The organism is Pseudomonas sp. P4_B3, assembly GCF_056402295.1.
Map to the genome: position 1 here is coordinate 131,431 of NZ_JBFUHR010000010.1, position 23,947 is coordinate 155,377.

Sequence of the window (23,947 nt, forward strand, 5' to 3'; positions counted from 1 at the left end):
TCAGATATGGGTATGAAACAAGTAAGTATTTAGTAATGCTCGCCCGATATCTAGGAACTCTGAACTGCATAAATTTAACGCTGGCAATTTGGTGTCGCTTGATTCATAAAGTTAAATGTGGGCCGAGATAAGCTACATAAATACGCTTTTTAGCAGGATCGGGATAAAAATGCATGCGATACCCGTCAGGTAACTTAACATGATTCTCACAGTAAACCTGACGCCCATCATCCAGCCAGAAAAGTCGCTCTTTCTTCTTTCTGGCGTCCTCGTTAACACTTGCAGACTCGCCGCTTACCTCAGCGGCAAGCCCCAAATCTCTTAAATACTCGTGCCTATACTCAACGTATTCGCCGGCATTCCATTTGACGCAAAATAACTCCAAAATGTTTAGCGCATCTCTGGACTTTAATAAAATATCTGGTCGGGCAGACCAACTTTGGAGGGTGGTTCCTATTTGATTTGCAAGTAATGTTATATTTGGAAGTAAGCTAGCTCTTTGCAGCCAGATATTTTTTGCGTTATCAAGCAACGAGTTACGGCGCAGCGTTAGTTCCTCGCCATGGGCTGCCAAGCTATCCCCATTACTAAGATTTAGAATGTTTTCCTCTCTTTGCTGCGGTGTTGCATCAAGTTCAAAAATCCATACATTGATGCGGGCATTCGCCCAATCAGGCAAAGCAGTAAAGCTTGCAAGAAATGTTCTAAAATAAAACGCCGCCAACAAAACTGGCTTACCAGAACCCTCGCCTGGAAGTCCGACCTCGATAGTGTCGCCAACGCTTTCAATGTCTACGTTTTGAAAGAGTGGTTGCTTGGTTTCTATAGATCTCAAAAACCGACAGCAGTCCGCAAGTTCAGCAACTTGTCTGGCCGAGGCAAACCAATTGCGGACAAAGTAACCACTCGCAAGCTCCAGCCCCATAAGCGACTTATCCTGATCCTTATCGACGAGTAGGACTTTTAAGCCTGCCTTACGGCAAATCTTGAGTACGTTAAAAAAAACTAATAATCCATTATCTGCATCCTCTTTACAGGTAAAGGGCAAAGAGTGATGGTTAAGCACAATTCCATTGCTCATAATAATTGGTCCAGTTCCTTATCCCATTGGTCAAAAAAGCCATCTGGCCAACAATCAATGCGCCCCTTGTCATCGATATTTGGATACATCACTTCTGAAGCATGGATTGGATTGTGAACATCACGCTGCAAGAAAAAAACCTTTACATCACTGGCTTCTACAATTTGTTGCTTCACCGCAACCCGGATGCCATTTAGAAAGTGGTCGGAATGAGATTCAACAATTAGCTGCACGTCGTTTTTCGCTGCTATCGCACACAGTTTTCCCATAAGAGCCTGACCAGCAGGGTGCAAGTGCGATTCTGGGTTCTCAATAATCAGCAAATCGCCTTTGGCAGAACTTAAAATACTGCTAATAACAGGCAGAACGTAACTAAGGCCAAAGCCAACGTTCTGAGGTTTAAATTCTTCAGTTGTGTCTTTGCCTTGGTTGAACGAGTAACTAAGGCTTGCCGAATTGAACTGTGGCTGTGCCACCGCTTTGATTTTAAGACCTGGGGTGATGTCTGACATCCAAGCTTCAATATTTGCAAGCAAGGTTCCGGAAACAGCTTTGGGGTGTTGTAAAGCTGCAATCTCAAGTTCTTTAGCGCCATTTACCGCTATGAAATGCACAGCGAACTCACCATGGTGGCCAAGGGATTTCAAGTCACGAATATGGAATTCAGACAGCTGATGATGGCTTTGCGGGCCCAATCTATCTGCACTTAGGTACTGAAAGTTAGAATTAAATAGGCTCAAGGTTTCAGAATGCCCATCTATTCCCGATCTACGCAACGGCAATAAATCCGAGTCATGCTGATAGTCAAACTCAAAGACGACAGGCTGTGCTATCTCATTCCACTTGACGGTAAATATGATTTCTTCCTGCTCGCTGAAGCTTGAAAGTGCGTCCTTGCCAGTTCCAATGTTGACGTAATCACCATTTAATAACAACCCTTTGTTCTGCAGGGTGTTTCGTTCATACGACTGCCGCAGCAGGAGCAAGCTCTGAATCAAGGTTGATTTACCCATGCCGTTAAGGCCTGAGAATAAATTTAAAGCTCCAAGCGGAAAGCTGGCATTCAGCAAGGTTTTAAAGTTTTTGACATTAATGAATTTAATCATTTAGCACCATGTCGATCAGGGTTTGAACTTTTTTATAGCGAATTTTTACGTGAATTTTTTTCTGTGTAGAGTAAGTGATTGCATTAAAAAATTCGCTGTCTTTGAGCAAGTTTAACAGCTCTTCGCGCAACTTGGATTTTTTGCTAACTAGGATTGTGAAGTCCGAATTTTTTATCTTGGCCAGCTCGACCATCCAAACCTCGAACAGTGTTGAGTTCTTTGAAGGCTTGCGAGAGTTAGACTGAGGGTCTTTTTCAAATCCGGACCTGCCGAGCAATTGGTAGCAGCGTTCAATGGCAGTGGAGTATTGGTTCTTAAAGTTTTCGCGGTATTGTTCGTCGCCTCTTTTAATGTCTTCCATTGCCTTGTCTAAAAACGAGGCTATTTCCTTTTTGTTTTGAGGGTCAAGATAGTCAAAGCGAAAAAAGGCCCAGAAGCGCAACACCAATTCTTGATCCTTCATGCGCTTAGATAAATCGCCCAGCATGATTTTCGAGCACTCTAAATTCGCTAGTTCTTCTAGCAACTCACGATCCCTGGGTTTGGCGAGCGCATTGCGTATCTCTTGATTGTTAAGCGTTAGGCCGCCGGTATTGATCCGACGAAACACAGAGTACTTAACGTCATCCGGGGTGCCCGGCTTAATCATGTAAACGGTTACTGGGCATTCCTCAATTCGGCGCTGATACTGACGATGCAGTTTGTCAAAGGTCTTGCCGTTAAGTTCGGTTAAGAACTCAAGCCCGTTCAGACGAAGTTTTTTATCCAAAACAAACTTTCGAATGGTTGATAGTCGCTGCAATCCATCCACAATCAACCAGTTGTTTTCGTCAGATGCATCAAAGTAAAAAGCGGGCAATGGAAATCGTATCAATATCGACTCGATTAACCGGCTCATCTTGCGGTTATCCCATAACTCAGCATGTCGTTGAAAATCGGTATTCATATCGATTTCATTGTGCTGTATTCGTTTTATTAGCGCGTCCAGCGACTTGGGCTCCACCACAATATCGATATCCGTAGGATTAAACGGATGCATTACTTCATCGAGCAGTTCCGGCTCCTCCTCTGAGCCAGGTGCGATCAACTCCTCATCGAGATCGGTTTCTAGGTAATCAGTCATATTGTTCCCTTAAATTTATTGCGCGTTATCCATTAGCACTTTTTGCATCATGCCGTGCTTGATGTGGCGAGCTTCGTCTGCGGCGTCGCTGAATAACTCCTGCTTGGGCCCATAATATGGCCATCGCAAACTCACGTATAGGATGGCGAGCCCCCACGTAGCTGTCATTGCCTAGGTAGAATTGGCCCCTTGGCCGACGATCGGCAGATCATGGCCGGTTGTTACCTGTCGCGAAGGGCAGCAAAAGGGCCGTCTGCTGCCTATCACTACGGCAGCTTTTGGCGGATTCCTGCCTATTCTCAACGGAGGGGATGATCGACAACGTTCAAATTCAGGAGGTTTACCATTCGTATGCGGCTCTGAATTACTTACAGACCGACAATGTGCTGACATCTAAAAAATCCCGAGTTCGATTCCAACGAACGCCATAACTAGCTGATTTATTTATAGTTACTAGTTGGGGTACGCCGAATTTTCCAGCGAACTCCAGACGCCCGAAAAACCTACTCTCGCCGAAACATACCGTTCGTCTGGTGCCGCACCATACAAAACAAAGCCCCTGCAGAAATGCAGGGGCTTTGTTGTTTCCGAGCTTTAAAAAAGCGCTTTCAGTGCCCCGCGCTCTGACCACCATCCACGTGCAGGATTTCGCCGGTAACGAACTTGGCGCCGTCCAGATACACGACTGCTTGTGCAATATCATCGATCTCGCCCATGCGCCCGACCGGGTGCAGATTGCCCAGTGCTGCGTGGGTTTCTTCGCCGTGCATCGGGGTCTTGATGATGCCTGGGCTGACGGCGTTTACCCGAATCCCGCGCTTGGCGTATTCGATGGCCAGGGATTTGGTTGCCGCGTTGAGGCCGCCTTTGGTCAGCGAAGCCAGCACCGATGGCACGCCGTCGATGGCGTGGTCCACCAGGCTGGTGGTGATGTTGACGACGTGGCCGCTGCCCTGTTTTTCCATCTCGGCGATGGCGAGTTGGGTGATGTAGAAGAAGCCGTTGACGTTCACCGACAACACATTGGCGTAGTCTTCTGCGGTGTACGCGGTGAACGGCTTGGCGATGAAGATCCCGGCGTTGTTGACCAGGGTGTCGATGCGACCGAAACGGGAAATCGCTTCGCGGATGACGCGCTGGGCGGTTTCCGGCTCGCCGATGTCACCGGCCACGGTGTGAATGTCCGGATCGGTGGACGGCTTGATCGAGCGCGATGTGGCGACGATCCGGTAACCGAGTTCACGAAAGGCTTTGACCATACCGTCGCCAAGACCTTGGGATGCGCCGGTGATGACGATGACTTTTTTCGAAATGCTCATGATGAAGACCTCTGACAATTAAAAGTGGGGTAGAAAATCTGTAATCAGGCTTCGGCCGGTGCCTTGGCCATTTGTCTCAACATCTGTTCGTAGTACTCGACCGATTGCGAGCCGGACACCAGGTGATGACCGTTCAGCACCATGGCTGGGACCGAGTTGATGCCGTGCTGCTGGTAGTAGGTTTCAAGTTCCCGAACCTCATCGGCGAACGCACCGGACGTCAGCACCTCTTGTGCACTTGCCCCATCCAGCCCCGCTTCAGTCGCCAGACGCACCAGCGCCTGGTGATCACTCGGGTTCTGGCCTTCGCTGAAATAGCCCCGTAGCAGCACCTTCTTCAACTCGACTTGCCGGCCTTCCTGCAACGCCCACAGCAACAAACGGTGCGCATCGAAGGTGTTGTAGAAGTGCGTGCGCTTCTCCAGATCGAACTTGAAGCCGATGGCCTCGCCGCGTGCGATTTGCATGGCCTTACCGGCGGCGATGTCGTCGGCGGTTCTCCCGTACTTACGCATCAAGTGCTCGACCGCTTGCTCACCTTCGGCCGGCATATTCGGGTTCAGCTCGAACGGCTTGTAGGTCAGCTCGACCGAGACTTCCCCGGCCACGTTCTCGATCGCCTGCTCCAGCGCCGTCGCCCCCAATGCGCACCAGGGGCACACCACATCGGAAATGAAATCGATGGTGACGGAGGACGTCATGACTTCCCCTCCGCCTCGGCCAGTTGCTTGCGGTACTGGGTGGTGGTGATGCCGGCGTAACCCCAGTTATCGGTGTCGACTTCCTCGATCACGATGTGGGTCAGGTCAGGGCGTTTGTTGAGGACGCGTTCCAGTGTTTCAGTGATTTCGGCAATCACCTGAGCTTTCTGCTCAGTGGTAACGCCATCGCGGGTGATGCGTACGGTTACGAAAGGCATGAGGGAAACTCCAGTGACCTTCCCGTCGGGATGATGGGAGAGGCGTTGGAGGTGAATGTAGGGGGTTGGCGGGAGGGGATAAAGGTGGGGGCGGGAACTTCATTCGTTACGTGGTGTAATTAGTGCTGTAGAACGCCCGGCTCGCCCGAAGGCGTCCCGCACACAGCCGCCATGGCAATGCACTGCGAGAACATAAATGTCCGCGGTGCGAATGATGCTCCGGCAGGGGATTGTGGTGGTGCTTCAGCCGGTGAGTTTCGGCAAGCGCTGCCGGGCGATGTCGAGCATGTCGTTGCCGTCCTGGGTCAGCAGGTACAGGGCGCTGACGATCTTGGGGATGTCGCTCGCTTCGGCCTGTTTGAAACACGTGCAATAAAGGGTTTCGAGCAGGTCGCTGGCGGCGCGGATGCGTTGTCGGGCGGCGTCGAGGATCTCGAAGGGGTCGGCCTCGGTATCGATGACCAGCACCGGGGTTTCGCTGTAGCTGGATTTGAGCGACTGATAGCGTTCGGTAGATGTCTTTAGCGAGGGCATTGATGTCTCAGTCCTGTAAGAGATCGGAGGTGATCCGGCAGGCCGCCACAGTATTTTCAGCCGCGCTAAAACTATGAAGAGTGTGGCGAAGCAGAGCAATACAGCCGCAATGGACAGGTTTTGTAGGGCGTTTACTGCCTTGGGAGGAATGCTCCTACGCACCCCCCAGGGTTGTATCGAAGAATGCTTCTACAGGAAATGATTCCTACAAAGCTGCGCAGAAAAATATGTAGGGTGCTCGATGGGCCGGACTCAATCGACTGCCGGTGCGCGAGGACGTCGCGACGCCGCATCAAGGTCGAGCAATCCTCGGCCGTAGGCTTCACTGTTGGCGTAGAGACCGGTCCGGTTTGCGGTTTCAAGCAAGTGGTTGCGCACTTGCTGTGCACTCATTTCTGGGTACAGGCTCTGGACTGCCGCCAACGCGCCACTGACCAACGCGGCGGCGGGGGACGTACCGGCAGTCTGGACGTATTTGCCGTCCTTGCCAGTGGTCAGCAATCCCTGGTCTGCGCCTGAGTCCCCACCAGGAACGGCGATGCACCAGGCCGCTGCGACACCACAATAGTTAGATTTGCCATTGATGGCACTGCCATCGTTTTTCAATGCAACTACGGCGATCCAGCCCTTTTCCAACTCAGGGATGGCAAGGGGTAAACCCGGCTCTGCAAGAGGCTCTCGTTTGAGTTCATTACCGGTCGGAAACACAAATACCGCGCCTTGCTGAACCAGTTTTCGCGCGCTCGTCAGCGAGTCGGGCATGATCTGTTTGTAACGTGCTTCAGTGATTTCCGTTGCTGGAATGGCATTGGCCCACGAGTTGTTGAATATGCGCGCACCGAGATCGAACCCGGCTTGCCAGGAGCGGGAAATCTCACTGTCGAAGAAGAAGGGTTCGTTGTCGTCACCGAAACGGTAGGGGATCAGTTGAGCGTTGAACGCAACGCCGTGCATACCCCGGTCGTCTTTGTTGGCGGCCAGAATGCCGGCCATTTGAGTGCCGTGGCCAACGCGATCATGGGTACCGGGACGATTCTCGACATAGTCAAAACCGGGGTCGCGGACCCTGCCTTGAAATTCTGGTAGTTCGGCGTTCAGGCCTGAGTCAATCAACGCGACTGGTACGCCTTGGCCGGTGCCGCCACGTGCGTACAGGCGTGATGCCTGGATGACCGCCAACCCCTTTTGAGCGTGATACTCGGCTGTTTCGAATGTGCCCGGTTTGATTGCGGGCTTTTCGGGCGTGGTCAGACATCCACTGAGCAGCAGCGGCACTGGCAGCAACAGAGCAAATGGAAAAACAGTTCGTTGAAACATGATCGGTCCTTCGGCAGGGGCCGCGCACATCAGGCCTCCTGTTGTCATGAAGACTTCGCGCAGCGTTACGGGTGTGGGGGTGAACCATACCTGTGGGGGGAGACGGGGCGTCAGGTGGCAAAGTGCTCTTTGTGTTTCGATCTGTGGCGTCAGCAGGGCGTGTTGAGGCTGTATCATCCCGTATCGTTTATGCCCCGACCTTTTCTCGATTCGCTGCGATCACCGACTAGTCTTTTGGCTTTGCAGCGGTCAACGGAGTGACAGCTTATGCACAACACCCTGGAACAGGTTTTCGGTTATCCACAATTTCGACCCGGTCAGGAGGCGGCCGTCAGTGCCGTGCTGGCCGGGCGTTCGGCGGCGGCGATTTTCCCCACCGGTTCCGGCAAATCCCTTTGCTACCAATTGCCGGCGCTGTTGCTGCCGCACCTGACGCTGGTGGTCTCGCCGTTGCTGGCGTTGATGCAGGATCAGTTGGCGTTCCTGCAGCGCCACGGCATCTCGGCGGGCAGTATCGATTCGGCCCAGAGCCGCGATGACGCCAGTGATGTCATGGCCCGTGCCAAGTCCGGCGAGTTGAAGATTCTGATGATCTCAGTGGAGCGCCTGAAGAACGAGCGCTTCCGGCATTTTCTGCAGCAGGTGCCGATCTCGCTACTGGTGGTGGACGAGGCGCATTGCATTTCCGAATGGGGTCATAACTTTCGCCCGGACTACCTCAAGCTTCCCGACTATCAACGCCAGTTCAACATCCCGCAGGTGCTGCTGCTGACCGCAACGGCGACGCCCAAGGTCATCGCCGACATGCAGGCGAAATTCGCCATCGCCGCCGAGGATGTAGTGACCACCGGTTTCTATCGCTCGAACCTGAATTTGCTGGTGGAGCCTGTTCGCGGAGCGGACAAGCGCAGGCGCCTGGTCGAATGGATGAGCCAGCGTCCGGACCAGCCGGGCATCGTCTATGTCACCTTGCAGAAAACCGCCGAGCACATCGCCGAACACCTGAACCGCAATGGCATTCAGGCCGAGGCTTATCACGCCGGGTTGCCCCATGAGCAACGGGAAGCGATCCAGCGTCGCTTCATGGGCGGGCAGTCCAATTGCATCGTCGCCACCATCGCCTTTGGCATGGGCATCGACAAGAGTGACATCCGCAACGTGGTGCATTTCGACCTGCCAAAATCCATCGAAAACTACAGCCAGGAAATCGGCCGCGCCGGGCGTGACGGGCAGCCGTCGGACTGCCTGGTGTTGGCCAACCGCGACAGCCTCAACGTGCTGGAGAATTTCGTTTACGGCGACACGCCCGAGCTGGATGGCATCCGTTGCGTGCTTGACGAGATGCATGCCGCAGCACCCGAAGGCCAGTGGGAGTTTCTGCTGGGACCGTTGGCCGATCAGAGCAATATTCGCCAGTTGCCGCTCAAGACCTTGCTGGTGCAACTCGAGTTGCGCGGGTTGATCGCCCCGCGCTATGCGTACTACGCCGAGTACCGTTTCAAGTATTTGCTGGAGCCCGAGGCGCTATTGGCGCGTTTCGAAGGCGAGCGCAGGGATTTTGTCGCTGCGATCATCCAGACTTCCAGCCGCGCCCGGACCTGGGCCACGGTGAATTTCGAAGCGTTGTACGAGCAGCACCAGGCCGAGCGCAGTCGGGTGGTCAAGGCGCTGGATTACTTCCAGGAGAAGGGCTGGGTGGAGCTCGAAAGCAAGCAGATGACCGAGGTCTACAGCGTGCTGCAAAGCGGGTTCGACAACGTCGCGTTGAGCGAGGAGCTGCACGGCTATTTCACTCGGCATGAGCACACCGAAGTCGCGCGGATTCACGCGATGCTGGATCTGTTCGCTACCGACCGATGCCTGGGTTATCGCCTGGCCGAGTATTTCGGTGACCACAATGCACCGCAGCAATGTGGACACTGTTCGGTGTGTCATGGACAGGTGGCGCGGCTACCGGCACCACCGGAGTTGCCGGCGCTTGTGGATAAAAATTTCGAAACGCTGTGTGGCGATTTTATCCACAGGCACGAGCAGCACACGGGCAACGTGCCCTCGGCTGAACGCGTGACACGGTTTCTGTGCGGGATCAGTGTGCCGTTGTTCACCAAGCTCAAGGCAAGGACGATTTCGGGGTTTGCGGCGCTGGAAGATTATCCGTTTGCCCGGGTGCGGGAGTGGGCTGAACAACATCTGGCAGGCTGAAACACGGTCAATGTGGGAGCGAGCCTGCTCGCGATAAGGCCGGAACATTCAACAGTGATGGCGACTGACACACCGCTATCGCGAGCAGGCTCGCTCCCACGGGGATCTGTGGTGTCTTCGGGGCTACATCCATCCGCTGAATGTTGCTCATCACAGGAATAAATTTCAAAAAAAACCAGTGGCTGACTATGGTGATGACTGTCTTCGGATCGCCAACAAGAGAACAAAACATGAGCCAGACACCGTTGAATATTCAGCGCGCCGCCGTCATCGGCGCGGGCACCATGGGCCGTGGCATTGTCATGTGCCTGGCCAACGCCGGAGTGGCCGTGCAGTGGCTCGACAATAACCCGCAGATGCTGGAGCAGGCGCTGGTCACCGTGGCGGACACCTATGCCCACAACGTGCGCCAGGGCCGCATTGACCAGAGCGAAGCCGATGCCCGTGTGGCGCGCGTTACGGCGGCAGAGGGTTATACGGCCATCCGCGATGTCGACCTGGTCATCGAAGCGGTGTACGAAAATCTTGAGCTCAAACAGAAAATCTTCCGCGAGCTCGATGGCCTGCTCAAACCTGAAGCGATTCTGGCGAGCAATACTTCGGCGCTGGACATCGACGCCATTGCTGCGATTACGGGTCGCCCGCAGCAGGTCCTGGGCCTGCACTTCTTCAGTCCGGCGCACATCATGAAGCTGCTGGAAATCGTCCGTGGCGCGCAGACTGCACCGGCAGTTCTCGACGCGGCACTGGCGCTCGGCCAGCGCATGGGCAAGGTCAGTGTGGTGGCGGGCAATTGCGACGGCTTCATTGGCAACCGCATGCTCAATACCTACGTGCTCGAAGCGCGAAAAATGCTGCTGGAAGGCGCTTATCCCTACCAGGTGGACGCAGCGCTGCAAGGGTTCGGTTTCGCCATGGGGCCGTTCCGCATGTTCGACGTGGTGGGTGTCGACCTGCAGTGGCGCGCCCGGCAACTGTCCGGTGTCGGGCAGGACGCTCCAGAGGTTCAGGTGGATAACCGACTGTGCGAAATGGAGCGCTTTGGCCAGAAGAGTGGCAATGGCTATTACCACTACGAGCCGGGCAGTCGCCAGGCCGAACACGATCCGCAGGTCGACGCACTGGTGCTTCAAGTCAGTGAGGCGTTGGGGTTCCAGCGCCGCGAGATCAGCCCGGAAGAAATTCTCGAGCGCTGCTTGCTGGCACTGGTCAATGAAGGCGCGAAGATCCTTCAGGAGGGCATTGCCAGGTCGGCTCACGACATCGATCTGGTCTACCTCAATGGTTACGGATTCCCGGCGGACAAGGGCGGGCCGATGGCCTGGGCGGATCAGCAGGGGCTGGCGGACATTCATCGGCGCTTGATGGACCTTGAGACGCGTCAGGGCGATCACTGGCAACCGGCGCGGGTGATTGGTGAGCTGGCGGCGGCTGGCAAGGGCTTTGCAGACAAGTGATTCATGTGGCGCCTGCTCGCGAATGATCGCGACGCGGTTTCACCTTAGACTGCAGAACCCACTCCAGGAACTGACACTGATGTCCAACCCGGCAATCCAACGCACCGACTACCCGCACTTCCAACCCATCACCACCCGCTGGCACGACAATGACGCCTACGGTCACGTCAACAACGTTACCTATTACAGCTTCTTCGATACGGCGGTGAACACTTACCTGATCGAAGTCGGCGGCCTGGATATCCATGGCGGTGAGGTGGTGGGGTTCGTGGTGAGCTCGGCCTGTGATTACTTTGCTTCCATTGCCTTCCCGGACCGCATCGAGATCGGTCTGCGGGTGGGCAAGCTGGGCAACAGTTCGGTGCAATACGAACTGGCCGTGTTCAAGCAAGGGGAAGATGAAGCCTGTGCGGCGGGGCGCTTCGTACATGTGTTTGTCGATCGGGTGTCAAATCAACCCGTAGCGATTCCTGCAGGGTTGCGCGGCGCGCTGGAGTGTCTGGTGGTTCAGTAAGGCAAAAAAAATCGCAGCCCTTGGGGCTGCGATTTTTGATGTACTCACCAGCGAGGCGCTCGAGGCCTTAGTCGCGGTAATACCTGTGGTGGTGCTTGCGATGGCCATAGGCATGGCCGCGGCCCGGATGGTCGTCACGGTAGTAGCGACGATCGTCATGGTCGCGATACGAACGATGACCGCCGTCTTCATCATCGTAATCTTTGCCCATGTGGTTACCCAGCGCGCCACCGGCACCGCCGCCTGCTGCGGCGCCGATCAGACTGCCGGTCGTGCCGCCCATGCTGCGGCCGACCACGTTACCGCCTGCCGCGCCTAACGCACCGCCAAGGGCTGCTTCGCCACGGCTGTGTTTGTTTGCGCCGACGGCGCTACCACCCGCGCCACCCAGGGCTGCGCCGATGGTGGAACCTGTACTGCCGCCTAACGACTGACCGACGACCGAGCCTAGAACCCCGCCCAATGCGCCGCCTACACCGGCTTCGGTGGTGCCGCCAGCAGACGCGATACCGCTGACCAGGCCAAGGGACAACAAGAGAATCGAGGAGAACTTCATGGAGGAACCTCAAGGGGATGACGGCGCGATCCTGAGGCTCTGGAATGGGCGTGACAATCGAAATCCGACGAATAACACGACCTGTATACAATATTGCAAGTTACTGTTTTTCGGGCGGAACTTTACGTTTTTTTGCCGGTCTTTTACTACTTCGCAAAGGCCGTTTTCGTGAGGAAACGGCCTTTTTTGTGGGCGCTTGAAATGTTTTTGAGTGGGTCATTAAAGTCAAAAAGATCGCAGCCTGCGGCAGCTCCTACAGAGATCGGTGTAGGAGCTGCCGCAGGCTGCGATCTTTTGATACTGCGCTACGCAGACCTGGCCATGATCAGTCCGGTCTCACTCGCCGCTTCCAACCGGATCGCCACAAACTTCGATGTTGGCGTATGGCTGCCATCGCCGATGCTTTCCAGCGGCACCAACGGGTTCACTTCCGGATAGTAGGCCGCCGCTTGCCCGGCCGGGATATCAAACGCCAGCAGCGTGAAGCCTTTTACCCGACGTTCAACACCATCGTCCCAGAGTGAAACGATGTCCGCCTTCTGCCCCGGCTTGAAGCCCAGGCGGATGATGTCGGCTTCGTTGACGAACAACACATCGCGCTGTCCCTTCACGCCGCGATAACGGTCGTTGAGACCATAGATCGTGGTGTTGTACTGATCGTGGGAACGCATCGATTGCATGATCAGATCCGGCAGCACCCCGGTGGCGCGGGTGCGTTCGTGCACCAGATCCTCGGGCAGGATGTTTGGCTTGAAATTGGCCCGGCCCGACGCAGTGTTCCACTTGCGCGCACCGGCACTGTTGCCCAGGTAGAAACCGCCCGGATTCCTGACCTTCTCGTTGAAGTCCTTGAAGCCTGGAATGGTCTCGGCAATCAGGTCACGGATGCGACGGTAATCGGCCACCAGCCAATTCCAGTCCACCGGGTGGCTGCCCAGGGTCGCGGCGGCGATGCCGGCCAGGATCGCCGGTTCCGAACGCATCTGGTTCGACAGCGGCTGCAGTTGACCATTGGAGGCGTGGACCATGCTGAACGAATCTTCGACAGTCACCGCTTGCGGGCCTTCGGTCTGGATATCGATGTCGGTGCGGCCCAGGCACGGCAGGATCAGCGCGTCCTTGCCGTGGGTCAAATGGCTGCGGTTGAGCTTGGTGCTGATCTGCACGGTCAGGTTGCAGTTCTGCAGGGCCTGGAACGTGCGTGGGCTGTCCGGCGTGGCTTGGGCGAAGTTGCCGCCCAGACCGATAAAGACTTTCGCCCGGCCGTCAGCCATCGCATGAATCGCCTCGACCACGTTGTGGCCGTTGTGGCGCGGCACCTTGAACTGGAAGCGACGCTCCAAGGCATCGAGGAACGCCACTGGCGGACACTCGTTGATGCCCATGGTGCGGTCGCCCTGCACGTTGCTGTGACCACGCACCGGACATAGACCGGCACCGGGCCGGCCGACGTTGCCGCGCAGCAGCATCAGGTTGGCGATTTCCTGGATGGTCGCCACCGAATGCCGGTGCTGGGTGATGCCCATGGCCCAGCACATGATGACGTTCTTGCCCTTGGCGTACATGCGCGCCGCTTGTTCGATCTCTATCAGCGTCAGGCCCGACTGCTCGACGATCTGCTCCCACGGCGTTTCGTCGATGGTCGCCAGGTACTCCAGCACATTGGCGCTGTGTTCATTGAGGAAGTCGTGGTCGAACACCGCCGGTGCACCGGTTTTCTGCGCATCGCGCTCCCACAGCAGGAGGAATTTCGCCATGCCGCGCATGATCGCCATGTCGCCGCCCAGGGCCGGGCGGAAGAATGCGGTGTTGGTTGGCCTGTCGCCGTTGGTGAGCATTTCGATCGCGTGCTGCGGGTGCTGGAAACGTTCCAGGCCACGCTCCTTGAGCGGGTTGATGCACACCACTTGAGCGCCGCGCTTCACCGCTTCGCGCAGCGGTTCGAGCATCCGCGGGTGGTTGGTACCGGGGTTCTGGCCCCAGACGAAAATAGCGTCGGCGTGTTCGAAGTCGTCGAAGGTCACAGTGCCTTTGCCGACACCGACGCTTTGCGACATCGCGACACCGCTGGCCTCGTGACACATGTTCGAGCAATCAGGGAAGTTGTTGGTGCCATAGGCGCGCACGAACAGCTGATAGAGAAAAGCCGCTTCGTTGCTGGCCCGACCCGAGGTGTAGAACTCTGCCTGATCCGGGCTCGACAAGCCGTTCAGGTGTTTGGCGATCAGCGCGAACGCGTCGTCCCAGCTGATCGGCTTGTAGCGGTCGGTTTCGGCGTCGTAGCTCATCGGCTCGGTCAGGCGGCCCTGATATTCGAGCCAGTAGTCGCTTTGCTCCAGCAGCGAAGTGACGCTGTGTTTGGCGAAGAATCTGGCGTCGACCCGGCGTTTGGTCGCTTCCCAGTTCACCGCCTTGGCGCCGTTCTCGCAGAACATCACCATGCCGCCTTCTTTAGAATCACCCCAGGCGCAACCGGGGCAGTCGAAGCCGCCGTTCTTGTTGGTCTTGAGCATCATGCGCAGGTTTTTCAGCGCGTTGTCGCTGGTCAACCAGGCCTGAGCGACGCTGATCAGTGCCCCCCAGCCACCGGCCGGGCCTTTGTAGGGCTTGTAGCGAGGGACAGGTGTCTGGTCGGCTTGACGGTGTTGACTCACGCTTGTTTCTCCAACGTTGGGCTGTAGACCCGCGGTGCATTCTTCTGTGGCAGATGGATGAGGTTGAGGTTATGGCGACGGGCCCATTGCACGGCAAGGCCCGTGGGCGACGACAGGCTGACCAGGGTCTGGATGCCGGCGCGCAAGACTTTCTGGATCAATTCGAGGCTGCAGCGGCTGGTGACGATCGCCAGCCCGCCAGCGGTCGGGATCTTTTGACGGATCAATCCGCCGATCAGTTTGTCTAGGGCGTTGTGCCGACCGATGTCTTCGCGACCCAGCAGCAACTCGCCCTGATCATTCATGAACACCGCGGCATGTACCGCACCACTGTGCTGGCCAAGGGGCTGGAACGCGCCGATGCGCTGGCGCAGGCCGTCGAGCCATTCGGCAGGCGGCAAGGGTGCGCCAGGCAACACCTGAAGCTCGGGGAGTGCCTGCTCCACTGCTTCCACACCGCACAGCCCGCAACCGCTGGTGCCGGCCAGTTGCCGACGCTGCTGCTTGAGGTTCCAGAAGGCGCGGTTGGCGATGGTCACTTGCGCGTATTGCGCCGAGCCAGAGCCGGTCAGTTGCAGGTCATAAATATCAGTGGCGTCCTCGATGATGCCGCTGCCCAGGCTGAAACCGACAATGAAGTCTTCGAGGTCCGTGGGTGTCACCAGCATGACGGCCTGGCTGATGCCGTTGTAGGCAATCGCCAGCGCGACTTCCTCGGCCAGCGCGGTGCTGGTCGATTCCGTGTCTTCAAGGTTGCTGTAACTGTACGTCTGGCTGGCGGCGGGCGCGGGCGTTTCGAGGGCAGGCGCCGCGCAGGCTGGGCGCTTGGTATTCATGGCATCACCGACGGTTTGATCAGCTTTAAGACTAGGCGTGACAACTTGTCACGTCTAATCGTTAGTACTGATGTGCCGATAGATACTGTCGATCAAGCACTGGGCAACGATTGTCGATAAATCGCGAAACAGGCCTCCGCCAAGGCCGAGCGTGGCGCGCTGCGACGCATGATCAGCCCCAGCCGGCCCACGGTCTGGGCGTTTTCGATCGGTTGCAGGCGCAGATGATCGGTCAGCTCTTCCAGACCTCCGTCCAACGGCATCACGGCGCAGCACAAGCCGCCGTGCACAGTTTGTAAAAGTTGATGCACGGCATCCGTTTGCAACAGCGGCTGCGGGGTGAGGCCGCGGCTGTGGAAGTTGTGGTCGATGGATTGGCGAAAGTGCATGCCGCTGGAGAGCATGCCCAGTGGCAGTTCGATCAATGATTCCCAGCTCAGCGGCGCCTCGCCAAAGCTGAAAAAACGTTGGTCGTAGAGCAGACCCATGCGGGTTTCGCTGAAGGCCAGGGAGTCGAAATGTTCGGTGTCCAGGCGCTCCAGGTAGGAAACACCGAGGTCCAGGCGATTGTTCGCCAGTTGTTCGAGTATTTGCTCCGAACTCAGCGCCGAAAGCTCGAAGCGCAGGTTCGGATGCTCCCCGTGCAGGCGTTGAAGCAGCGGCAGCGGATCGAAGCTCGACAGCGGCACCACGCCCAGACGCAAGGTGCCGACCAGATTGCCGCGACAGGCGGCCGCCTCGGCATACAAGCCGTCGTACGCCGCCAGCACCGTGCGCGCCCAGGCCAGCACTCGTTCGCCCGGTGCCGTAAAACCTTCGAAGCGCTGACCACGATTGACCAGCGGCAGGTCGAGTTCTTCTTCGAGGCTGCGCAGGCGCATCGATAGTGTCGGTTGAGTAATGTGGCAGCGCGCGGCGGCCTGGCCGAAATGGCGGGTTTCGTCGAGCGCGATGAGGAATTTCAGCTGCTTGATGTCCATCTTCGCTCCTGGGCGCGGGAAGAGGCCGATTCTATCGCAAGCGGGGTCATTGGTCGGGCTGGATTCGCAAGTGATGGTCGTGGTCTAGGCTTTGGCGTCTGGAACCCCAAACCCAAGGAGAGTGCACCATGAGTCTTTTGAGCTTTGTGAAGGAAGCAGGCGAAAAACTGCTGGATTTGCTGACGCCAGGCAACGCCAACGCCAGTGAGCAGTTGAAGGAACACATCAGCAAGGTCGGCCTGGGCAACCCGAATGTGCAGGCGACGGTCGATGGCGACAAGGTCACGGTGACCGGTGAAGTGGCGAGTCAGGAAGAGAAGGAAAAGATCCTGCTGGCAGTGGGCAATATCGCCGGGGTTGGCAGCGTGGATGATCAGATTACTGTGACCGGGCCTGTTGTTGCTGCCGCGGTGTTTGTCACGGTGGTGAAGGGCGACACCCTCAGCGCGATTTCCAAGCGCGTGTACGGCGATGCCAACAAGTACAACAAGATTTTCGAAGCCAATAAGCCGATGTTGTCGCACCCGGACAAGATCTATCCGGGACAGTCGTTGCGGATTCCCGAGTAATGCGAGGCCTGTAGGAGCTGCCGCAGGCTGCGATCTTTTGATCTTTATCTTCGTTTGTTTCATACCGCCAGGATCAAAAGATCGCAGCCTGCGGCAGCTCCTACGGTCAATCAAAGCCCCGCAATCAAATCCCGATAATCCCCGACCGCTGCAAACTCCGCCGTATCCTTCGGCCCCTTGCGGCTATCCGGTTCACGCACAGCCAGCAAATGCGCCACGCCAAAGTCCCGTGCACTGCGCAGGATCGGCAAGGTGTCGTCGATGAACAGGCTGCGCGCCGGATCGAAATCGATATCGGCTTGCAACGCATCCCAGAACTGCGGGTTTTCCTTGGGGAAGCCGTAGTCATGGGAGCTGATCAAGCGCTCGAAGTACGGCGCCAGCTCGATTTTTTCCAGCTTCAACGACAGCGCATCCCGATGGGCATTGGTGATCAGCACCACGCGCTTGCCGGCCCGTTTGATCGCCGCCAGAAAGGTGTCGGCATCCGGGCGCAGGGCGATCAGGTGCGCGGTTTCCAGTTTCAGGTCGCGCACCGACAGCTTCAGTTCGGCACTCCAGAAGTCCAGGCAGTACCACTGCAACTGGCCGGCATTGCGTTCGAATAACGGCTGCAATTCCATCTCGGCCATGGCCCGGCTGACCCCGTGCAGTTCGGCGTAACGCTGGGGCAGGTGCTCCATCCAGAAGTGGTTGTCGAAATGCAGGTCCAGCAGCGTGCCGTCCATGTCCAGCAGAACGGTATCGATGTCGGACCAGGGTAATGAAGGCATGGCAACGTCTCGGGCAGTAGAAAGATTTCTGGCGTAAACAATCGGGAAAGCCGCGTTATAGTAGCGCGTTCACGCCAAGGAGCTTTGCATGCGCCAGAAACCCACCATACTCGCCCGCGAAATTGTCGCCACCAGTCGATTGTTCTGCGTGGAAGAGCTGAAGTTGCGCTTTTCCAACGGCGTGGAGCGCACCTATGAACGCCTGGTCGGCAAGGGTGCCGGGTACGGCGCGGTGATGATCGTGGCGATGCTCGATGCCGAGCATGCGGTACTGGTCGAGGAGTATTGCGGCGGCACGGATGAATATGAAATGTCATTGCCCAAGGGTTTGATCGAGCCGGGCGAAGACGTGTTGGCAGCAGCCGAGCGCGAACTCAAGGAAGAGGCTGGTTTCGGCGCGCGGCAACTGGAGCACCTGACCGAGCTGTCGCTGTCCCCCGGTTACATGAGCCAGAAGATTCAGGTGGTGCTGGCCACCGACCTCTACGAAGAGCGTCTGGAAGGCGACGAGCCCGAGCCGATGCGGGTGGACAAGATCAATCTGCGTGAACTCTCGGCGCTGGCGCAAAACCCCCACTTTACTGAAGGCCGTGCCTTGGCGGCGCTGTACCTGGCCCGAGACCTGTTGACTCAGCGCGGAGCGTTCCAGCCATGAACTTCCCGCATCCGTTGATGGCACCTGTCATCGAGCTGGCCTTGCAGGCCGGTGAGGCGATCCTGCCGTTCTGGCGCACGGGCACGGCCGTCACGGCGAAGGCTGATGATTCGCCGGTGACCGCTGCTGACCTGGCCGCACACCACCTGATTCTGGCCGGGCTGACGGCGCTCGATCCGAGCATCCCGGTGCTCTCCGAAGAGGACGCCAACATCCCCCAAAGCGTGCGGGCCGGATGGCAGCGCTGGTGGCTGGTTGATCCACTGGATGGCACCAAGGAGTTCATCAGCGGCAGCGAAGAGTTCACCGTCAACATCGCCCTGATCGAAAACGGTCGAGTGGTGTTCGGCGTGGTGTCGATGCCGACCAACGGTCGTTTCTATGTCGGTGGCGCCGGCCTCGGTGCCTGGCGCGGCGATAAAGGTGGCACGCCGGTGGCGATCAAGGTGCGTGATGCATTAGCGCCAGGCGAGTCGTTCACCGTGGTGGCCAGCCGTCGTCATTCGAGCCCGGAGCAGGAGCATTTGCTGGCGGGGTTGAGCGCGATCCTTGGCGAGCTGCAACTGGCCAATATCGGCAGTTCGCTGAAGTTTTGCCTGCTGGCCGAAGGCGTGGCGGATTGCTATCCACGTCTGGCACCGACTTCGCAGTGGGACACGGCGGCAGCGCAAGGCGTGCTGGAGGGCGCGGGTGGTGAGGTGCTGGAGTTGAGCGGTGAGCCGTTCAGCTATCCGGCGCGGGAGTCGCTGTTGAACGCATTCTTTCTGGCTTTGCCGGCGAAGGCGGCCTGGCGGGAGAAGCTGCTGGCGCTCGCTACCCTGTAGGAGCTGGCTTGTCGGGTCGCCGCATCGCAGCGAAGCGGTGTGTCAGGCACACCGCATTGCATCATTCGCCAGCAAGCCGGCTCCTACAGAGGTAGTGGCGCTTAACGGTGCAGCACGTACTGCCCGACAAACCTCACCGCATCCTCATCATGGCCTTCATTGACGACCCGCGTATGCAGCGTCAACCGCGCTCGGCTATATCGCTGGAACGTGGTCAGGAATTTCTTCCAGATCACCGGATCCGGTGCCTGGCAAATGGCGTTGGCATCGCCCGTCACTGGCAGCGGATAGCTGATCTGCCCTTCCTGAATCACGATGTGCCCGTCGGTAATGCCTTCTTCCTTGAGGCGCAGATGCAGCCAGCCCCAACCGGCCAGGACCGCGCCGCAATACAGGCTGCCGCCGAACATGGTGCTCTTGTGGTTGACGTTGGCTTCCAGTGGCAAGTGCAGGCGCAGTTGCTGGTCATGCCAGTCGAGCACTTTGAGGCCCATGTCCCGGGTGAGGGGAATGTCGTGATGGAGGACTGATTCCAGTTGTCGACTGTCGCGGCTCATTCAGGGGGCCTCTTGCTTGAAGTGGATGATTGGACGGTAGCTCAGTCGAGGTCGTCAGGGTGGGCCGAGGCACCACTGTCGGCGAAACTCAGACCGTGCTTGCGCAGTTTGTCATGCAGGGTCTTGCGCGGAATGCCGAGGGCTTCGGCGACGCTGCGCACGGAGCTGTGCGAGCGTGCCAGTTCGGCGGCAATGAGGGTTTTTTCGAAGTTCTCCACTTGCTCGCTCAAACCGCCGCTGACGGCTTCGACCCTGTTGCCAGCGCCGCCTTGCGGCGTGTTGTTGTCGAGGGCCAGTTCCAACCCGAGGGCAAAACGCTCGGCCGCATTTTGCAGCTCGCGCACGTTGCCGGGCCAGGTGTGGCGCAGCAGCAAGGCACGTTGTCCCGGTTGCAGTTCATGGGGCGGCAAGCCGTGGCGGGCACTGGCTTCATCGGCGAAATGCTGAAACAGCATCAGCGCATCTTCGCCCCGTTCGCGCAATGGTGGAATCCGCAATGGTGCGACATTCAGGCGGTAATACAAGTCGGCACGGAAACGTCCTTGATCCGCCGCCTGGCGCAGGTCTTCCTTGGTGGCGGCGATGATGCGGATGTCCAGCGGGATCAGTTGATTGCCGCCCAGGCGTTCGACTACCCGTTCTTGCAGCAAGCGCAGCAATTTGACCTGCACATCCAGGCTCATGCTTTCGATTTCATCGAGGAACAACGTGCCGCCATTGGCGAACTCGAACTTGCCGATGCGACGTTTCTGCGCACCAGTGAAGGCACCGGGCTCGTGGCCGAACAGCTCGCTTTCGACCACTGATTCGGCCAGGGCACCGGCGTTGATCGCCACGAACGGACCGTTGCGACGGCTTGATAAATCGTGCAGCGCCCGGGCCACGACTTCTTTGCCAGCGCCGGTTTCGCCGAGGATCAGTACATCGGCCTTGGTCGCCGCCAGGGCACCGATCTGCTCGCGCAGGCGCAGCATCGAAGGTGAGTGGCCAACCAGGCGGGCGCTCAGCTCATTGCGGTCGCTCAAGGCCAACCGCAGGCTGCGGTTGTCCAGCACCAGCCGACGCAGGGCTAACGCCCGGCGCACACTGTCGAGCAGGGCGTCGCTGGCGAAGGGCTTTTCCAGAAAGTCATAGGCCCCGGCGCGCATGGCCTGCACGGCCAGCGGCACATCGCCGTGGCCGGTGATCAGCAGCACCGGTAGCTCAGGGTCCTGGGCATGCAGTTCGGTCAGCAGTTCGAGACCGTCCATGCCGGGCATGCGGATATCACTGACCACCACACCCGGCCAGTCGCGCTCCAGTTGCGCGGCCAGGCCCTTGGCTTCGGCCAGCGGCAGGATTTTCAGGCCCGCCAGATCCAGCGTTTGGCTCAGGGCCTGGCGCAAATGGGGATCGTCGTCGATCAACACGACCTGAATGCGGTTGTCGATGGTCATGCACTTCGGTCCTCGGACGGTTGCAGGCTCACGCCCGGTGCGCCTGCGCGCAGCTTCAGGGTAATCAGGGCGCCGCCCTCCTTGTGATTGGCGAACGACAGTTCACCGCCGAAGGCGCGCATCAGGGTTTCGCAAATCGCCAGCCCCAAACCGAGACCCTGGGTTCGGGTCTTGGTGGTGTAGAACGGCTCGCTGGCGCGCCCAAGGGCTTCCATGCAAAAGCCGGGGCCGTTGTCGCGAATGTACAGGTTGACGCCATCGGCCGTGGATTGGGCACTTAGCCAGAGTTTACGTGGCGGGCCTTTTTCCGTCAGGGCATCCAGGGCGTTGGCCAGCAGATTGCCGAGTACCTGGCGCAGGCGGGTTTCCCCGGCCTCAACCCACAGGGTGGCGGCCGGCAAGTCACGGATCAGCTCGACTTCCATGCTGCGTCGACGCTTGGCCAACAAGGCCAGGGCATCGTCCAGCGCCGGTTGCAGGGCGACGCTTTCCGGGGCATGCCGGTCGCGCCGGGCAAAGGCGCGCAAGTGGGCGATGATCGAGGCCATGCGACCGGTCAATTCGCTGATCAGCTTGAGATTGCCGCGGGCATCGTCGGTGCGCTGGTGATCGAGCAGCACCTCGGCGTTTTCCGCGTAGCTGCGAATCGCTGCCAGCGGCTGATTGAGTTCGTGGCTGATGCTCGCCGACATGGTGCCCAGTGCCGACAATTTGCCGGCCTGTACCAGATCATCCTGGGCGCGTACCAGCTCCTGCTGGGCTTGTTCGCGCTCCAGCACTTCCTGTTTCAGGCGCCGGTTCAGGCCTTCGAGATCGCTGGTGCGCTCGGCGACCCGACCTTCCAGCTCGTGCCGGGCCTTGGCTTCGAAAGCGATGCGTTCGAGGTAATGGCGGCGGCGCTGCATCATCAGGCCGAGCAGCAACATCACCACCAGCAAGGTTGCACCACCGATGGCCACCACCGTGCGCACCGGACGGTCGATCAAGGTGCGCGGGGCGAGGATGCTGACGTCCCAGCCGGTTTCGGCGATCTGCTGGGTCTGGGTCAGCCAGGCATTGGGATTGAATTTCAGCGGTTTTGGCTCGCGGGTTGGATAGGGTTGAATCGCGGTGATGGCCTTGCTTTCTTCCTCGTTCAACGGGCGGGTCGAGCGGAATCGCCACTCCGGTCGCGAGGTGAGAATGACCACGCCATTGTGGTCGGTCAGCAGCAGTTGTTCCGGGGTTTTGCCCCAGAGGCTTTCGGTGTGGTCGAGGTCGACCTTGACCACCAGCACGCCGACGATTTTATCGCCATCACGCACGCCAGCGGCGAAGAAGTAACCGCGCTTGGCGGAGGTGGTGCCCAGGCCGAAAAAGCGCCCGAGCCGCCCGGCCATGGCTTCGCTGAAATACGGACGGAAGGAAAAATTGCGCCCGACGAAACTGTCGTGCTTGTCCCAGTTGGAGGCGGCCAGGGTCTTGCCATTGGCGTCCATCAGGTACATGACTTCGGCGCCGGTCTGGGTGGCAATATTTTTCAGCAGGTGGTTGGCGTTGCCTTGGGTGACGCCATCGTCCGGCGCACCGAGCACGGCGCGCAAGGCCGGCAGGTCGCCGAGGATCTGTGGCAACACTTCATAGCGATGCAGGGTACCCAGCAGGTTGGCGACGTAGAGATCGAGGGTCTGACGATTCTGACTGGCCAGCTCGCTACGGTAGTAACGCTCGGCGAGATGTTCCAGCGGCCACAGCAACGGCGCCAGGCACAGTGCCAGCAGGGCCAGGCTGCGCCAACGGGGTCTGGGAGGGAGAGTCGGTTTCATGAGCAGCATGCGCCTGTGGGTACAGGCGCATTATGCCTAGGCTTACCCGCCTTGGGTCAGGTGCATCTTGATAGGCGAGCTTCAGCCGGCCTTTCAGGCAAAGACGTCAGCGTCCTTGAAAAATACCCCGGCCTGATCTTTCGCCGACAACTGCGGCGTGCCTTGCAGTTGCCAGTCGATGGCCAGGTCCGGGTCGTCCCAGCGAATGCTGCGCTCGGCGGAGGGCGTGTAGTAATCGGTGGTTTTGTAAAGGAACTCGGCAAACTCGCTCAATACGACGAACCCGTGGGCGAAACCTTCCGGGACCCAGAGCTGACGATGGTTGTCGGAAGACAGTCGCACTGCGACCCATTTGCCGAAGTGCGGTGAGCTGCGACGGATGTCTACGGCGACGTCCAGCACTTCACCGACCGTGACGCGAACCAGTTTTCCCTGGGTATTTTCCAGTTGGTAATGCAGACCGCGCAGCACGCCCTTCTGCGAACGGGAGTGATTGTCTTGAACGAATTCAGTGTCCAGTCCGGTGGCCTCTTTGAAGGCCCGGGCGTTGAAACTCTCGTAGAAGAAACCACGTTCGTCGCCAAAGACCTTGGGTTCGAGGATCAGAACACCGGGCAGATCAGTGGTCACTACATTCATGGTGGCTCTCCAGCAGTGTGTGTTGAATGGCCGCCATTCTTGCGCAAAGCGCCGACCGAGGCGAGTACCAGAACAAAGCCCGCTCCCACAA

At 58.0% G+C, this 23,947-nt stretch carries 23 protein-coding genes; 6 read left to right on the forward strand and 17 right to left on the reverse strand.

All coding sequences use genetic code 11. From position 1 onward, the window contains the following. Nucleotides 1–103: 103 nt before the first annotated feature. The 8 genes from AC1DWG_RS13630 to AC1DWG_RS13665 all read right to left on the reverse strand — a co-directional run bounded on the left by AC1DWG_RS13630 (nt 104) and on the right by AC1DWG_RS13665 (nt 7,399). Nucleotides 104–1,081: a hypothetical protein gene (locus AC1DWG_RS13630; RefSeq protein ID WP_477787896.1), complete on the reverse strand. Its 978-nt coding sequence runs from the start codon at nt 1,079–1,081 to the stop codon at nt 104–106. After that, nucleotides 1,078–2,187: a DUF3696 domain-containing protein gene (locus AC1DWG_RS13635; RefSeq protein ID WP_477787897.1), complete on the reverse strand. Its 1,110-nt coding sequence runs from the start codon at nt 2,185–2,187 to the stop codon at nt 1,078–1,080. Before AC1DWG_RS13635 ends, AC1DWG_RS13630 begins: the two co-directional genes overlap by 4 nt. Continuing rightward, nucleotides 2,180–3,310: a DUF262 domain-containing protein gene (locus tag AC1DWG_RS13640; RefSeq protein WP_477787898.1), complete on the reverse strand. Its 1,131-nt coding sequence runs from the start codon at nt 3,308–3,310 to the stop codon at nt 2,180–2,182. Before AC1DWG_RS13640 ends, AC1DWG_RS13635 begins: the two co-directional genes overlap by 8 nt. A 608-nt stretch (nt 3,311–3,918) precedes the next feature. After that, on the reverse strand, nt 3,919–4,629 hold the full coding sequence (locus tag AC1DWG_RS13645) for an SDR family NAD(P)-dependent oxidoreductase (RefSeq protein ID WP_477787899.1): 711 nt from the start codon (nt 4,627–4,629) through the stop codon (nt 3,919–3,921). Between the two features lie 44 nt (nt 4,630–4,673). Continuing rightward, nucleotides 4,674–5,330, reverse strand: coding sequence for a DsbA family oxidoreductase (locus tag AC1DWG_RS13650; protein WP_477787900.1), 657 nt, complete (start codon nt 5,328–5,330; stop codon nt 4,674–4,676). Continuing rightward, complete coding sequence (locus AC1DWG_RS13655; protein WP_007972813.1) at nt 5,327–5,548, reverse strand: tautomerase family protein; 222 nt, start codon at nt 5,546–5,548, stop codon at nt 5,327–5,329. The genes AC1DWG_RS13650 and AC1DWG_RS13655 overlap by 4 nt, the downstream gene beginning before the upstream one ends. 243 nt (nt 5,549–5,791) lie before the next feature. Further along, nucleotides 5,792–6,082, reverse strand: coding sequence for a hypothetical protein (locus AC1DWG_RS13660; protein WP_223462748.1), 291 nt, complete (start codon nt 6,080–6,082; stop codon nt 5,792–5,794). A gap of 252 nt (nt 6,083–6,334) precedes the next feature. After that, nucleotides 6,335–7,399: a S8 family peptidase gene (locus AC1DWG_RS13665; protein WP_477787933.1), complete on the reverse strand. Its 1,065-nt coding sequence runs from the start codon at nt 7,397–7,399 to the stop codon at nt 6,335–6,337. 267 nt (nt 7,400–7,666) lie between these two features. Between AC1DWG_RS13665 and AC1DWG_RS13670 the strand changes: the two genes are divergently transcribed. From AC1DWG_RS13670 to AC1DWG_RS13680, 3 genes are all read left to right on the forward strand, one after another. Continuing rightward, entirely contained in the window at nt 7,667–9,601 is a 1,935-nt protein-coding gene (locus AC1DWG_RS13670) for a RecQ family ATP-dependent DNA helicase (protein WP_477787901.1), read from the forward strand. A gap of 230 nt (nt 9,602–9,831) precedes the next feature. Beyond that, on the forward strand, nt 9,832–11,058 hold the full coding sequence (locus AC1DWG_RS13675; protein ID WP_477763777.1) for a 3-hydroxyacyl-CoA dehydrogenase: 1,227 nt from the start codon (nt 9,832–9,834) through the stop codon (nt 11,056–11,058). Nucleotides 11,059–11,137: 79 nt separating this feature from the next. Next, nucleotides 11,138–11,572, forward strand: coding sequence for an acyl-CoA thioesterase (locus tag AC1DWG_RS13680; protein ID WP_477763776.1), 435 nt, complete (start codon nt 11,138–11,140; stop codon nt 11,570–11,572). Between the two features lie 67 nt (nt 11,573–11,639). On the opposite strand, the gene AC1DWG_RS13685 is transcribed toward AC1DWG_RS13680, so the two are convergent. The 4 genes from AC1DWG_RS13685 to AC1DWG_RS13700 all read right to left on the reverse strand — a co-directional run bounded on the left by AC1DWG_RS13685 (nt 11,640) and on the right by AC1DWG_RS13700 (nt 16,598). Continuing rightward, on the reverse strand, nt 11,640–12,128 hold the full coding sequence (locus tag AC1DWG_RS13685) for a glycine zipper domain-containing protein (RefSeq protein ID WP_108216151.1): 489 nt from the start codon (nt 12,126–12,128) through the stop codon (nt 11,640–11,642). Nucleotides 12,129–12,433: 305 nt separating this feature from the next. Then, on the reverse strand, nt 12,434–14,782 hold the full coding sequence (locus AC1DWG_RS13690) for an FdhF/YdeP family oxidoreductase (protein WP_477787902.1): 2,349 nt from the start codon (nt 14,780–14,782) through the stop codon (nt 12,434–12,436). Further along, nucleotides 14,779–15,618 (reverse strand): formate dehydrogenase accessory sulfurtransferase FdhD, encoded by an 840-nt coding sequence (gene fdhD / locus AC1DWG_RS13695; RefSeq protein WP_218429609.1) that lies wholly within the window; start codon nt 15,616–15,618, stop codon nt 14,779–14,781. Before fdhD ends, AC1DWG_RS13690 begins: the two co-directional genes overlap by 4 nt. Nucleotides 15,619–15,710: 92 nt before the next feature. Then, the gene (locus AC1DWG_RS13700; protein ID WP_414876990.1) at nt 15,711–16,598 is read right to left on the reverse strand and encodes a LysR family transcriptional regulator; all 888 of its coding nucleotides are present in this window, start codon (nt 16,596–16,598) and stop codon (nt 15,711–15,713) included. A 128-nt stretch (nt 16,599–16,726) separates the two neighbouring features. Between AC1DWG_RS13700 and lysM the strand changes: the two genes are divergently transcribed. After that, complete coding sequence (gene lysM, locus AC1DWG_RS13705) at nt 16,727–17,167, forward strand: peptidoglycan-binding protein LysM (RefSeq protein ID WP_046040810.1); 441 nt, start codon at nt 16,727–16,729, stop codon at nt 17,165–17,167. A gap of 110 nt (nt 17,168–17,277) precedes the next feature. Here the strand turns inward: lysM and yrfG are convergent, their stop codons facing one another. After that, nucleotides 17,278–17,940, reverse strand: a complete 663-nt coding sequence (gene yrfG, locus AC1DWG_RS13710; protein WP_150755608.1) for a GMP/IMP nucleotidase — start codon at nt 17,938–17,940, stop codon at nt 17,278–17,280. 88 nt (nt 17,941–18,028) lie between these two features. Here yrfG and nudE point away from each other — a divergent pair, with 88 nt between their 5' ends. Further along, nucleotides 18,029–18,595, forward strand: a complete 567-nt coding sequence (gene nudE, locus AC1DWG_RS13715) for an ADP compounds hydrolase NudE (protein ID WP_477753844.1) — start codon at nt 18,029–18,031, stop codon at nt 18,593–18,595. Beyond that, on the forward strand, nt 18,592–19,419 hold the full coding sequence (cysQ, locus tag AC1DWG_RS13720; protein ID WP_477787903.1) for a 3'(2'),5'-bisphosphate nucleotidase CysQ: 828 nt from the start codon (nt 18,592–18,594) through the stop codon (nt 19,417–19,419). The genes nudE and cysQ overlap by 4 nt, the downstream gene beginning before the upstream one ends. A 101-nt stretch (nt 19,420–19,520) precedes the next feature. Here the strand turns inward: cysQ and AC1DWG_RS13725 are convergent, their stop codons facing one another. The 4 genes from AC1DWG_RS13725 to rfbC form a co-directional block, all read right to left on the reverse strand. Then, nucleotides 19,521–19,976 carry a YiiD C-terminal domain-containing protein gene (locus AC1DWG_RS13725; protein ID WP_477753842.1) on the reverse strand — a complete coding sequence of 152 codons (456 nt, stop codon included), beginning with the start codon at nt 19,974–19,976 and terminating at the stop codon, nt 19,521–19,523. 41 nt (nt 19,977–20,017) lie between these two features. Next, complete coding sequence (locus AC1DWG_RS13730; protein ID WP_477759702.1) at nt 20,018–21,412, reverse strand: sigma-54-dependent transcriptional regulator; 1,395 nt, start codon at nt 21,410–21,412, stop codon at nt 20,018–20,020. Continuing rightward, complete coding sequence (locus AC1DWG_RS13735) at nt 21,409–23,217, reverse strand: sensor histidine kinase (protein WP_477763773.1); 1,809 nt, start codon at nt 23,215–23,217, stop codon at nt 21,409–21,411. The genes AC1DWG_RS13730 and AC1DWG_RS13735 overlap by 4 nt, the downstream gene beginning before the upstream one ends. A 93-nt stretch (nt 23,218–23,310) precedes the next feature. Continuing rightward, a complete protein-coding gene (gene rfbC, locus AC1DWG_RS13740; RefSeq protein WP_320401895.1) occupies nt 23,311–23,856 on the reverse strand; it encodes a dTDP-4-dehydrorhamnose 3,5-epimerase in 546 nt (181 codons plus the stop codon). Nucleotides 23,857–23,947: the final 91 nt, after the last annotated feature.

Bases quoted from the DNA above. Each gene is read 5' to 3' on its own strand.
- AC1DWG_RS13630 (WP_477787896.1), bottom strand. From the start codon at position 1,081: ATGAGCAATGGAATTGTGCTTAACCATCACTCTTTGCCCTTTACCTGT.
- AC1DWG_RS13635 (WP_477787897.1), bottom strand. From the start codon at position 2,187: ATGATTAAATTCATTAATGTCAAAAACTTTAAAACCTTGCTGAATGCC.
- AC1DWG_RS13640 (WP_477787898.1), bottom strand. From the start codon at position 3,310: ATGACTGATTACCTAGAAACCGATCTCGATGAGGAGTTGATCGCACCT.
- AC1DWG_RS13645 (WP_477787899.1), bottom strand. From the start codon at position 4,629: ATGAGCATTTCGAAAAAAGTCATCGTCATCACCGGCGCATCCCAAGGT.
- AC1DWG_RS13650 (WP_477787900.1), bottom strand. From the start codon at position 5,330: ATGACGTCCTCCGTCACCATCGATTTCATTTCCGATGTGGTGTGCCCC.
- AC1DWG_RS13655 (WP_007972813.1), bottom strand. From the start codon at position 5,548: ATGCCTTTCGTAACCGTACGCATCACCCGCGATGGCGTTACCACTGAG.
- AC1DWG_RS13660 (WP_223462748.1), bottom strand. From the start codon at position 6,082: ATGCCCTCGCTAAAGACATCTACCGAACGCTATCAGTCGCTCAAATCC.
- AC1DWG_RS13665 (WP_477787933.1), bottom strand. From the start codon at position 7,399: ATGTTTCAACGAACTGTTTTTCCATTTGCTCTGTTGCTGCCAGTGCCG.
- AC1DWG_RS13670 (WP_477787901.1), top strand. From the start codon at position 7,667: ATGCACAACACCCTGGAACAGGTTTTCGGTTATCCACAATTTCGACCC.
- AC1DWG_RS13675 (WP_477763777.1), top strand. From the start codon at position 9,832: ATGAGCCAGACACCGTTGAATATTCAGCGCGCCGCCGTCATCGGCGCG.
- AC1DWG_RS13680 (WP_477763776.1), top strand. From the start codon at position 11,138: ATGTCCAACCCGGCAATCCAACGCACCGACTACCCGCACTTCCAACCC.
- AC1DWG_RS13685 (WP_108216151.1), bottom strand. From the start codon at position 12,128: ATGAAGTTCTCCTCGATTCTCTTGTTGTCCCTTGGCCTGGTCAGCGGT.
- fdhD (WP_218429609.1), bottom strand. From the start codon at position 15,618: ATGAATACCAAGCGCCCAGCCTGCGCGGCGCCTGCCCTCGAAACGCCC.
- AC1DWG_RS13700 (WP_414876990.1), bottom strand. From the start codon at position 16,598: ATGGACATCAAGCAGCTGAAATTCCTCATCGCGCTCGACGAAACCCGC.
- lysM (WP_046040810.1), top strand. From the start codon at position 16,727: ATGAGTCTTTTGAGCTTTGTGAAGGAAGCAGGCGAAAAACTGCTGGAT.
- yrfG (WP_150755608.1), bottom strand. From the start codon at position 17,940: ATGCCTTCATTACCCTGGTCCGACATCGATACCGTTCTGCTGGACATG.
- nudE (WP_477753844.1), top strand. From the start codon at position 18,029: ATGCGCCAGAAACCCACCATACTCGCCCGCGAAATTGTCGCCACCAGT.
- cysQ (WP_477787903.1), top strand. From the start codon at position 18,592: ATGAACTTCCCGCATCCGTTGATGGCACCTGTCATCGAGCTGGCCTTG.
- AC1DWG_RS13725 (WP_477753842.1), bottom strand. From the start codon at position 19,976: ATGAGCCGCGACAGTCGACAACTGGAATCAGTCCTCCATCACGACATT.
- AC1DWG_RS13730 (WP_477759702.1), bottom strand. From the start codon at position 21,412: ATGACCATCGACAACCGCATTCAGGTCGTGTTGATCGACGACGATCCC.
- AC1DWG_RS13735 (WP_477763773.1), bottom strand. From the start codon at position 23,217: ATGAAACCGACTCTCCCTCCCAGACCCCGTTGGCGCAGCCTGGCCCTG.
- rfbC (WP_320401895.1), bottom strand. From the start codon at position 23,856: ATGAATGTAGTGACCACTGATCTGCCCGGTGTTCTGATCCTCGAACCC.